Raw genomic sequence first — 10,469 nt, forward strand, 5'->3', positions numbered from 1 at the left:
CGTGAGCGTGAGCGAGACTCCCGTGTCACTGGACGACAAGTACACGGCTCTCGACGGCCGGGTGCTCATCTCCGGCATCCAGGCCCTGGTCCGCCTGACGCTGGAGCAGCGCCGCCTGGACGAGGAGCGCGGGCTGGACACGCGCGTGTTCGTGTCGGGTTACCAGGGCTCGCCGCTGGCGGGCGTGGACCTGGAGATGGGGCGGGCCGCGCGGTTCCTGGACCCGGCGGGCGTGGTGTTCCAGCCGGGGCTGAACGAGGAGCTCGCCGCCACGTCGGTGGCGGGCACGCAGCTGCTCGACCAGGTGCCGGGCCGGCGGCACGACGGCGTGACCGGCTTCTGGTACGGCAAGAACCCCGGCCTCGACCGGGCCGCCGACGCCATCAGGCACGCGAACGTGGCCGGCACGGCGCCGCTCGGCGGCGCGGTGGCCTGGATCGGCGACGACCCCGGCTGCAAGTCGTCCACGCTGCCCAGCGCGTGCGAGCCCATGTGCCAGAGCCTGTCCATGCCGCTGCTCGCGCCCGGCTCGGTGGCGGAGATCGTCGAGTTCGGGCTGCACGCGGTGGCCCTGTCACGTGCCACCGGCCTGTGGGCGGGGCTGAAGATCGTCGCGGACATCGCCGACGCGTCGGCCACCGTGGACCTCGGGCCGCTGCGGGAGGGCATCCCGGTGCCGGACAAGCGCGAGCGCGGCCCCGCCCCCATCCTGCTCGGCCCGGCCGCGCTGGACGCCGAGCACGACATGCTCACCCGGCGCCTCGACCTGGCCCGCGAGTACGCCCGCGCGCACGGGCTCAACCGGGTGATGTCGGGCGAGAGGAACACCGCGCTCGGCATCCTGGCCTCCGGCACGACGTACGCGGTGGTCCTGCGGGCGCTGGCGGACCTCGGTCTCGACCAGGCGGCGTTGGACGAGCGCGGGATCCGGCTGATCAGGCTCGCGATGCCGTTCCCGCTCGCGTACGACGACCTGGCCGCGATGACGTCCGACCTGGACAAGGTGCTGGTGGTCGAGGACAAGGTGCCGTTCCTGGAGGGGCAGCTCAAGCAGGCCCTGTACGGCGGCGAGCGGGCGCCGGCCGTCGTCGGGCGGGAGCTGCTCACCGCGCGCGGCACGCTGGGCGCCGAGGACGTGGCCAGGGCCGTCGCCACCTGCCTGGGCATGAAGGCCCCTGAGCGTCCGCGTAAGAAGGGGCGGGTGATGCTGCCGCTGGTGGCCGCGCGCACCCCCTACTTCTGCTCCGGCTGCCCCCACAACACCTCGACCCGCACGGCCGAGGGGACGCTGGTCGGCGTCGGCATCGGCTGCCACGCCATGATCGCCCTGGACGGGCACGGCCGCGGCACCCAGGTCGGCATCACGCAGATGGGCGGCGAGGGCGCCCAGTGGATCGGGCTGGCGCCGTTCACCGGTGACCGGCACTTCGTGCAGAACCTCGGCGACGGCACCTTCCACCACTCCGGGTCCCTGGCGATCAGGGCCGCCGTCGCGGCCGGGGTGCGGATGACGTACAAGCTGCTCTACAACGACGCCGTCGCCATGACCGGCGGGCAGCGCGCCGAGGGCCGGCTCGACGTGCCCGCGCTGACGCACGAGCTGGCCCTGGAGGGCGTGCGGCGGATCGTGGTGACCACGCCGGAGCCGGAGACGTACCGGGGGGTGCGGCTGGCGGCGATCGCGTCGGTGCGGCACCGCGACGACCTGCCCGAGGTGGAGCGGGAGCTGGCCGAGCTCGACGGCGTGACCGTGCTCATCCACGACGACCGGTGCGCCGCCGAGGAGCGGCGGCTGCGCAAGCGCGGCAAGCTGCCCGTGCCCACGCAGCGGGTCGTGATCAACGAGCGGGTCTGCGAGGGCTGCGGCGACTGCGGCGAGGCGTCCACCTGTCTGTCGGTGCAGCCGGTCGAGACCGAGTACGGCCGCAAGACCCGCATCCATCAGGCCTCCTGCAACACGGACCTGAGCTGCCTCAAGGGCGACTGCCCGTCGTTCCTCCTGGTCGAGCCGGGGACGAAGCCGCGCAGGCAGGCGCCGCCGCCCGCCCCCGAGGTGCCGGAACCGGCGAGCAGGCCGTCGGAGGCGCTGGTCAGGATGCCGGGCATCGGCGGCACCGGCGTCGTCACCGTCTCGCAGATCCTGCAGATGGCCGCCCACCTCGACGGGCTGCACGCGGCCGGGCTGGAGCAGACCGGGCTGGCGCAGAAGGGCGGCCCGGTGGTCAGCGACGTGCGGATCTCGGCGGCGCCCGTGGCGGGCTCGCTGCGGGCCTCGCAGGGGAGCGCGGACGTGCTCATCGGGTTCGACCTGCTGGGAGCGGCGTCCGAGGCGAACCTGGCCGTCGCCGCGCCCGACCGCACCGTCGCGGTCCTGAACACCGCCGTCGTCCCGACCGCCGCCATGGTGACCGGCCGGGTGGCCGTCCCGGGGCACGCCGACGCGGTGGCGCGCGTCGCCTCCGCCGCGCGGCGCGTCGAGTGCCTGGACGCCCAGGGGCTGGCGGAGTCGCTGTTCGGCGACCACATGCCGGCCAACCTGCTGATGCTCGGCGCCGCCTACCAGCACGGCTGCCTGCCGGTCTCCGCCGCGTCCGTCGAGCGGGCCATCGCGCTGAACGGCGCCGCCGTCGAGCAGAACCTGGCGGCCTTCCGCTGGGGCCGCGCCGCCGTCGCCTCGCCCCCTGAGCCGCAGGAGACCGTCCCCGAGGGTCTGGACGAGGTGCTGGCCACGCGGGTCGCCGACCTGACCGGCTACCAGAACGCCGCCTACGCCCGTACGTACGAGGAGGACGTGCGGCGGGTGGCGGCCGACGCCGTGCGGCGGGCCGGCGAGGAGGCCGGGATCAGGATCGCGCTCGCGTACGCCCGCTCCTTGCACAAGCTCATGGCCTACAAGGACGAGTACGAGGTCGCCCGCCTGCACCTCGACCCGGCCGAGAAGGAGCGCAGGGAGCAGGAGTTCGGGCCGGACGCGGTCGTGTCGGTGCTGCTGCACCCGCCGCTGCTGCGCGCCATGGGGCTCAACCGCAAGATCAAGGTACGCCGCTCCGCCGGGGTCCTGTTCCGCGGCCTGCGGGCCGCCAGGGTGCTGAGGGGCACCGCGTTCGACCTGTTCGGCCACGCGCGGGTGCGGCGGGTCGAGCGCGAGCTGGTCACCGAGTACCGCGACCTGATGCGTACCGCGCTGGACAAGCTCACCCCCGACAGCGCCGGGGCCGTCGAGGAGATCGCCGGCCTGCCCGACCTGATCCGGGGGTACGAGGACATCAAGCTCGCCCGGGTGGCCGACTACCGCGAGCGTGCCGGCGCGGCGCTCGCCCGGCTGGGGGACGAGCCCGCCATGAGCTGGGAGGGATCGTGACCGTGGAACGACTGCTGCCAGGCCAGGACGCCAGGGACCTGATCGAGCTGACCCGCGAGATCGCCGGCAAGGAGCTCGCCCGCCGGGTCGACGAGCACGAGCGGGCCGAGACCTACCCGGAGGGGCTGTTCGCCACGCTCGGCGCGGCCGGGCTGCTCGGCCTGCCCTACCCGGAGGAGCTGGGGGGCGGCGGGCAGCCGTACGAGGTGTACCTGCAGGTGATCGAGGAGCTGGCCATGCGGTGGGCCTCCGTCGCGGTCGCCACCAGCGTGCACACCCTCGCCTGCTTCCCCGTCGCCACGTACGGCACCGACGCGCAGCGGGAGCGGTGGCTGCCCGACATGCTGGCCGGCCGCCTGATCGGCGGCTACAGCCTGTCCGAGCCGCAGGCCGGCTCCGACGCGGGAGCGATCGCCTGCAAGGCCGAACGCGTCGAGGACGGCTACCGGGTCACCGGCAACAAGGCGTGGATCACCCACGGCGGCATCGCCGACTTCTACGCCCTGTTCGCCCGCACGGGCGAGGGCTCGCGAGGCGTCTCCTGCTTTATCGCGCCGGGCGCGGCCGACGGGCTGACGTTCGGGCGGCCCGAGGAGAAGATGGGCCTGCACGCCGTGCCGACCACCGCCGCCCACTGGGACGGCGCGCTCCTGGAGCGGGACCGGCTGATCGGCGAGGAGGGCCAGGGCCTCCGGATCGCCTTCGCCGCCCTCGACTCGGGGCGGCTCGGCATCGCCGCCTGCGCCACCGGGCTCGCGCAGGCCGCGCTCGACGAGGCGGTGGCGTACGCCAAGGAGCGGCAGACGTTCGGCAAGCGCATCATCGACCACCAGGGGCTCGGGTTCCTGCTGGCGGACATGGCGGCGGGGGTGGAGAGCGCGCGGGCCACCTACCTCGACGCGGCCCGCCGCCGCGACGCCGGCCTGCCGTACGGCAAGCACGCCTGCATCGCCAAGCTGGTCGCCACGGACACGGCGATGAAGGTGACGACGGACGCGGTGCAGGTCTTCGGCGGGTACGGGTACACGCGCGAGTTCCGGGTCGAGCGGTACATGCGCGAGGCCAAGGTCATGCAGATCTTCGAGGGCACCAACCAGATCCAGCGCCTGGTGATCAGCCGGCACCTGGCTCGGTAGCCGCGGGGCCTCGCCCGGGCCTCAGGAGGTGTCCGGGTCGGGGAGGAGCTGGCGGGTGAGGGCGTCGACGGCCCAGCTCTCCCAGCGCTCCTCGCTCCAGTGCCGCTCCTTGATGAGCAGGTGATAGACCTCGGGCGCCAGGACCGCCAGCATGATGTCGGTGGCCTGCAGGACGTCGATCCCGGCCCGGAACGGGGTCTTGGCGGCCAGGGCTCCCGCGAAGGTGGCGAGGACGGTGCGCCGTTGGTGGATGTTGGTCCGCCAGAGCTCGGCGATCTCGGGGTCCACCGGGGCGGCCGAACGGACCGCCTCCAGGATCGGGCTGACCCGGGCCATGATCTGCGCGGTCGCTGACACGAGGAGCCGGATCTGCTCGTGCGCGGGCGCCGCCAGCGCCTGGGCGACCCAGGGCCGGTCCAGGGTCGCGACGGGCGCGGTGTCGCCGGCGATCTCCACGTCCAGGAGCTCTTTGAGGATGGCCCGCTTCGTGGCGAACGTGAAGTAGAGCGTCTGTACGGCGACGCCCGCCTGTTTCGCGATGGCCTGCATGGTGGTCGACGCGTAGCCGTGCGTCGCGAACAGCTCTCCTGCCGCTGCCAGCATGCGTGCTCGCGTCGCGGCGGCCTTCGCCGCCCGCACTCCCGTTTTGGGTTGTTGCGGTTTGGATGTCGCCACCGGCTCCCCTTCATGGCGAGGCTGCACTGCGGCGACTATACCGCTGAAGCCCGACTCTGGCGGACGTACGGGGATTTCCTAGGGGAGAACTCCAGTGACGTGCGCATCACCACTTCGTGGAGACCTAAAATTGACTAGAGTGACAGTCTAGTGCTCTTATTGGAGCGTGTCTCAGTCACTGCCATCGCCCCAAGGCGTCCTCGTGATCGGCGGATACGGCGCCGTCGGAGCGGTCGTCTGCCGCACCCTGGCCACCTGGTTCCCCGGCCGGGTGGTCCCCGCGGGTCGTGACCTGGAGCGGGCGCGGCGGCTGGCCGCCGAGATCGGTTCGGACGAGGCCGTCGGAGTGGACGTCACGGACGCCGGAGACTTCGGCGACGTCCTGGCGCGCCACCGGATCGGCGCGGTCGTCCTTTGCGTGGAGCCCTTGGACGATCGGATCGCCCGCGCCTGCCTGACCCGTGGCATCCATCTCGTCGACATCGGGGCGTCACATCACCTGCTGGCCCAGGTCGAGGCGCTCGACAGCGCCGCCGCGGCGACAGGTGCGGCGGCCGTGCTCAGCGTCGGAGTGGCACCCGGGCTGACGAACCTGCTGGCCCGCCGCGCCCATCTCGCCGTCGGCGGCGCCGATCAGGTGGATCTCACGGTGCTGCTGGGCGCCGGTGAGCGCCACGGCGCCGACGCCGTCCGCTGGACCGTCAGCCGGTTGGCCGCCCCATCGCCCGGGGCCGCCCGTCCGCGCAGGGCCTGGCTGCCCGGCTACGGGCTCCGCACCGCGCACCCCTTTCCCTTCTCCGACCAGTACACCCTTCGCCGGACCCTCGGCGTGCGCCGCGTCACGACCCGGCTGTGCCTGGACTCCCGGGCCTTGACCGCGGCGCTGTTCGGGCTGCGCCGGGCGGGTGCCTTCCGGGCCGCCCGGCGTCCCGACGTCGAGCGGGCGGTCACCGCGGCCTTCTCCATGGCGCACCTCGGCGGTGACGGCTGGGCGGTGCGCGCCGACGCCCGCAAGGGCGATGAACGCGCCTCCTCCGTCATGACCGGCAAGGCGCAGAGCCGTGCCACGGCGCTGGTGGCCGCCCACGTGACCCGCGGGCTGCTCGCCGACCCCGAATGCCTGATTCCGGGCGTCCGCCACATCGACGAGGTTCCCGCGCTGGCCTCTCTTCCCGAAGACCTCTGCGCGTACGACATCGACCTCCACGAGACCAGAGATCTCCTGATCACATGATTGCCGAGGCAAGGACACCATGACCCTTTCCGACTCACAGATGACCAGGCCCGCCGCTCGTCCGCTCGGCACGGTCGCGGCGGCGACCGCGTTCATCGGCGGGCCGGTGTTCCTGATCGGCACCGTGCTGCATCCGGACCGCGACGGGTACAGCATCGCTGCGGTCGGCCAGCTCTACGGAGTGACCCATGACGTGCAGGCCATCGGCCTGCTGTTCCAGGTGGTCAGCCTGGCCGGCGTCCTCGCCTCCGGCGGCCTGGGCCTGGGGAGGCGCGAGGCGCTGGGGCTGTACGCGGCCATCGCCGGCACGCTGGCCTGGTTCGGTCTCATCGTCTTCGACGGATCCCACAATCCGGTGATGGCGCGCTACGCCCCGCAACTCGTCCACACGCCGGCCGATCTCGACGCGGGCGGGGCGATCCTGGTGCTGCCCGCGCTCCTCCTGTTCCCGCTCGGGTACGTGCTCGCGGCCTTCCTCCTCGCCCGTCACGGCCGGAGGTGGGCCGGATGGCTGCTGGGCACCGGCGCGGTGGTGTACACCGCCGGAGGCCTGGTCATCTTCGTCGCGGGGCCCCGCTCGCCGCTCATCCAGACACTCGAGGTCGCCGGCGCCGCCCTGTACGGGCTCGGATTCGTCCTGCTCGGGCGGGCGGTCCGGGGTGATCGCGGCCGGTGAGGCGGCGCATGAGACCTGGGCCGGTCGTGGTCGTGGGCGCCGGCTCGGCGGGCCTGGCCACCGCCGCCGCGCTCCAGCGGGCCGGCGTCGAAGCCGTCGTCCTCGAGCAGGGGGACGGAGTGGCCGCCTCCTGGCGCTCCCGCCACGAGGATCTGCGGCTGAACACCATCCGCTGGATGTCCGGCCTGCCGGGCCTGCGCCTGCCGCGCTCCGCGGGGCGGTGGGTGAGCCGCGACGACTACGTGGCCTACCTCGACAGGTTCGCCCGGAGCCGGCGCCTGCACGTCAGGTTCGGCGTACGAGTGCGGCGGGTCGACGGCGCGCCGGGCGGATGGCGGGTCACGACCTCGGCGGGCGAGCGGGAGAGCGACCACGTCGTCGTCGCGGGCGGGCACGACAGGCTGCCGTGGCTGCCCGACTGGCCGGGCCGGGACCGGTTCGGCGGGCCCGTGATGCATGTCGCCGCGCTCCGGCGGGCCGCGGACCTCCGAGGACGGCGCGTCCTGCTGGTGGGTGCGGGGAACTCGGCGGTGGAGATCGCGGGTCACCTCGTGGAGGCAGGGGTGAAGGCCCTGTGGGTGTCGGTCCGCACGCCGCCGAACATCCTGCCCCGCGAGCTCGCCGGCCTGCCGCTGCACCCCTTGGCGGCCCTTTCGCGGGTCCTCCCCGAGGGCGTGCGGGACGCGGGCGCTCGCGCGCTGTCCAGGCTGGCCTTCGGCGACCTCTCCTCGTACGGGCTGCCTCTTCCGCCGCAGGGCCCGTTCGAGCGGATGCGGACCACCGGGGTCACCGTGGCCGTCGACCAGGGCTTCGTCGGGCACCTCAAGGCCGGGCGCCTGGAGATCGTCGCCGCGGTCGCCGGGTTCGACGGCGAGGAAGTGGTGCTGCGTGGTGGCCGTCGCCTCCGCCCCGACGTCGTCCTCGCCGCCACGGGATACCGCTCCGGCCTGGAGCCGCTGGTCGGCCACCTCGGTGTGCTCGACGCCGGGGGACGGCCGCACGGCGGCCCGGGATCCGCCGCGGCTCCCGGCCTGTGGTTCGTCGGCTATCACAGCGCGATCGAGGGCACGTTACGCCGCCATCCCGCCGAGGCCGCCCGCGTGGCCCGCGCCGTCGCACGGGCACGCCGGCGGGCGCCGGCGGCGTGACCACCGAGCAGCGGCTGGAGGGTGTCGGCGGCGTGACCACCGAGCAGCGGCCGGAGGGTGTCGGCGGCGTGACCACCGAGCAGCGGCCGGAGGCGTCGGCGGCGGCCCCGCGCGAGGAAACGACTTGCCGTCGCGGATCGGGACACGGGAGGCTCCCGGTGTGAAAATGCATGCCGACCAGCTGACAGTGTCCCCTGATACCGTGCGCGCGTTGGTGGGTGAGCAGTTTCCCGAGTGGCACGGCCTGCCCGTCCGGGGCGTCCCCGGCCAGGGGACGGTCAACGCCATCTTCCGCATCGGCGACGGCCTCGCGGCCCGCTTCCCGCTGCAGCCCGGCGACGTCGAGGCGATGCGGAGCCTGCTGAAGGCCGAGGCGGAGGCAGCCCAGGGGCTGGTGGGGCGCACACGTTTCCGCACTCCCGAGCCGGTCGCGCTGGGCGACCCCGGCGCGGGCTACCCGCTGCCGTGGTCGGTGCAGACCTGGCTGCCCGGCGTCGTCGCCACCGACCGGGATCCCGGCGGATCCGCCGCGTTCGCGCACGACCTGGCCGCTCTCATCAGCGACCTGCGCGCGATCGACACCCGAGGCCGCACCTTCGCGGGCACCGGCCGGACCGGGCGTGGCGGAGAGCTGCGATCCCACGACGCGTGGATGGAGACCTGTTTCCTGCACAGCGAACGGCTTCTGGACGTCCCCCTGCTTCGCGGCATGTGGGCACGCATGCGTACGCTTCCGCGCACCGCCGGCGACGTGATGACCCACGGCGACCTCATTCCCGGCAACGTGCTGGTGTCGGGCGAGCGCCTGGCCGGGATCCTCGACGTCGGCGGCTTCGGGCCCGCCGATCCCGCGCTCGATCTGGTCGGTGCCTGGCATCTGCTCGAGGCCGGGCCGCGGCGGGTGCTCCGCGAGGATCTCGGCTGCGAGGACCTCGAATGGGAGCGGGGCAAGGCCTGGGCCTTCCAGCAGGCGATGGGACTGGTCTGGTACTACCTCGACAGCAACCCCGCGATGAGCGCGATGGGCCGGCGCACCCTGGGACGCATCCTCGCGGACGGGCCGCCCGCCTGAGCCGGGCACGGGGGAAGCCCGGCCCCGGACCCCGGGCCCGGGGCCGGGCGGTCAGAGCTCGTCGACCACCTCGATGTCCTCCGCGGTGACGTCGCGGGCCATCGAGAACGCCGCGGCCGCCGCGGGTGTGCCGGGCGCCGCCTGGCGAGCGGCCTGCAGATCGGCGGCGGAATCCCAGCGCCAGAAGCCGACCCACGTCTCGTCGTCGATCCGGCCGAGGCGCGCCTCGGCGAGCCCGGCGTGCGCGGATCTGATCGCGGAGACCAGCGCGGCGTGCCGGACCTGAACCTGCTCGGCGTCGGCGGGATCGGCCTGGAATCGGGTGACTCTGATGACCGGCATGGCGGAAACCTCTTCTCTCTCAATAGTGGATGACTCTAGTTGTAGTTATGTCGAGCTGTCGGCCAAGCGGGGCGGGGAGAGCCAGATAGCCAGCCCCTTACCTGTTGGTTCGTGCATCACTTGACCTCTTACCAGATGGACACTACAGCCATCATTTGGCTAGAGTCCAACACTAGTCAAGCGGCGCGGAACGGAAGCGGTTCGCGCCGGACCGTTCGAGTGCAAGGAGCCACGATGGCCCGCGTTCCCCTCATCGACCCGGCGACCGCCACCGGTGCCGCCGCCGAGCAGCTCGCCGCCACCCGGCACACGATGGGCGCCACCCCCAATACGACCAGGGCGCTGGCCAACAGCCCCGCCGCTCTCAAGGGCTTCCTCGGGCTCTACGGCGCGCTGAAGGACGGCGTGCTGCCGGCGGCGCTGCGGGAGCGCATCGCGCTGGCCGTGTCCGAGCTCAACGGGTGCACGTACTGCCTGTCGACGCACGTGTACGTCTGCCGCCAGTTCCTGAGGCTGCCCGAGGAGGAGATCCTCGCCGCCCGCCGCGGCCGGAGCGCCGACCCCAGGGCGGACGCCGCGCTGCGCCTGGCGGTGGCCGTCACCACCGGCCGCGGTCCGGTGGATGACGCTCAGTTCGTCTCGGCCCGTGAGGCCGGCCTGACGGACGAAGAGATCGTCGAGGTCATCGCCAACGTCGCCCACAACGTCTTCGCCAACTACGCCAGCGAGGCCCTGGAAGTGGACCTCGAACTCCCGCTCGTGCCCCTGCGCTCCCAGGCCACCGCCTGAGCCCGATCGCCGGTCCTTGAGGGCCGTGGTGCCCGT

General features: G+C 73.3%; 10 protein-coding genes. 8 read left to right on the forward strand and 2 right to left on the reverse strand.

Annotated features, from left to right (window positions below):
• The first annotated feature begins 1 nt into the window (after window position 1).
• Entirely contained in the window at window positions 2–3,361 is a 3,360-nt protein-coding gene (locus FH608_RS10495) for an indolepyruvate ferredoxin oxidoreductase family protein (RefSeq protein WP_193318339.1), read from the forward strand.
• Window positions 3,358–4,497 carry an acyl-CoA dehydrogenase family protein gene (locus FH608_RS10500; protein WP_139630226.1) on the forward strand — a complete coding sequence of 380 codons (1,140 nt, stop codon included), beginning with the start codon at window positions 3,358–3,360 and terminating at the stop codon, window positions 4,495–4,497. The genes FH608_RS10495 and FH608_RS10500 overlap by 4 nt, the downstream gene beginning before the upstream one ends.
• A 21-nt stretch (window positions 4,498–4,518) precedes the next feature.
• Here FH608_RS10500 and FH608_RS10505 read toward each other — a convergent pair whose 3' ends face one another.
• Entirely contained in the window at window positions 4,519–5,100 is a 582-nt protein-coding gene (locus tag FH608_RS10505; RefSeq protein WP_139630227.1) for a TetR/AcrR family transcriptional regulator, read from the reverse strand.
• 274 nt (window positions 5,101–5,374) lie between these two features.
• On the opposite strand from FH608_RS10505, the gene FH608_RS10510 reads away from it, so the two are divergent.
• Genes FH608_RS10510 through FH608_RS10525 form a run of 5 tightly spaced genes read left to right on the forward strand, consistent with a single transcriptional unit; the run spans window position 5,375 to window position 9,302 of the window.
• Window positions 5,375–6,406 (forward strand): saccharopine dehydrogenase NADP-binding domain-containing protein, encoded by a 1,032-nt coding sequence (locus FH608_RS10510; protein ID WP_226899256.1) that lies wholly within the window; start codon window positions 5,375–5,377, stop codon window positions 6,404–6,406.
• 19 nt (window positions 6,407–6,425) lie between these two features.
• Complete coding sequence (locus FH608_RS10515; RefSeq protein ID WP_139630228.1) at window positions 6,426–7,082, forward strand: hypothetical protein; 657 nt, start codon at window positions 6,426–6,428, stop codon at window positions 7,080–7,082.
• A gap of 8 nt (window positions 7,083–7,090) precedes the next feature.
• On the forward strand, window positions 7,091–8,230 hold the full coding sequence (locus FH608_RS10520; protein WP_139630229.1) for a flavin-containing monooxygenase: 1,140 nt from the start codon (window positions 7,091–7,093) through the stop codon (window positions 8,228–8,230).
• A complete protein-coding gene (locus FH608_RS51380) occupies window positions 8,227–8,394 on the forward strand; it encodes a hypothetical protein (protein WP_193318340.1) in 168 nt (55 codons plus the stop codon). The genes FH608_RS10520 and FH608_RS51380 overlap by 4 nt, the downstream gene beginning before the upstream one ends.
• A 50-nt stretch (window positions 8,395–8,444) precedes the next feature.
• Window positions 8,445–9,302, forward strand: coding sequence for an aminoglycoside phosphotransferase family protein (locus tag FH608_RS10525; RefSeq protein WP_226899258.1), 858 nt, complete (start codon window positions 8,445–8,447; stop codon window positions 9,300–9,302).
• A gap of 51 nt (window positions 9,303–9,353) precedes the next feature.
• Here FH608_RS10525 and FH608_RS10530 read toward each other — a convergent pair whose 3' ends face one another.
• Complete coding sequence (locus tag FH608_RS10530; RefSeq protein ID WP_139630230.1) at window positions 9,354–9,644, reverse strand: antibiotic biosynthesis monooxygenase; 291 nt, start codon at window positions 9,642–9,644, stop codon at window positions 9,354–9,356.
• 234 nt (window positions 9,645–9,878) lie between these two features.
• On the opposite strand from FH608_RS10530, the gene FH608_RS10535 reads away from it, so the two are divergent.
• Window positions 9,879–10,433 (forward strand): carboxymuconolactone decarboxylase family protein, encoded by a 555-nt coding sequence (locus FH608_RS10535; protein ID WP_139630231.1) that lies wholly within the window; start codon window positions 9,879–9,881, stop codon window positions 10,431–10,433.
• Window positions 10,434–10,469 lie beyond the last annotated feature (36 nt).

The organism is Nonomuraea phyllanthi, assembly GCF_006334985.2.
Taxonomy (GTDB): domain Bacteria; phylum Actinomycetota; class Actinomycetes; order Streptosporangiales; family Streptosporangiaceae; genus Nonomuraea; species Nonomuraea phyllanthi.

What these genes read in the sequence shown, in the direction of transcription:
- FH608_RS10505 (WP_139630227.1), bottom strand. Translation starts at nt 5,100, where the DNA reads ATGCTGGCAGCGGCAGGAGAGCTGTTCGCGACGCACGGCTACGCGTCG.
- FH608_RS10515 (WP_139630228.1), top strand. Translation starts at nt 6,426, where the DNA reads ATGACCCTTTCCGACTCACAGATGACCAGGCCCGCCGCTCGTCCGCTC.
- FH608_RS10520 (WP_139630229.1), top strand. Translation starts at nt 7,091, where the DNA reads ATGAGACCTGGGCCGGTCGTGGTCGTGGGCGCCGGCTCGGCGGGCCTG.
- FH608_RS10530 (WP_139630230.1), bottom strand. Translation starts at nt 9,644, where the DNA reads ATGCCGGTCATCAGAGTCACCCGATTCCAGGCCGATCCCGCCGACGCC.
- FH608_RS10535 (WP_139630231.1), top strand. Translation starts at nt 9,879, where the DNA reads ATGGCCCGCGTTCCCCTCATCGACCCGGCGACCGCCACCGGTGCCGCC.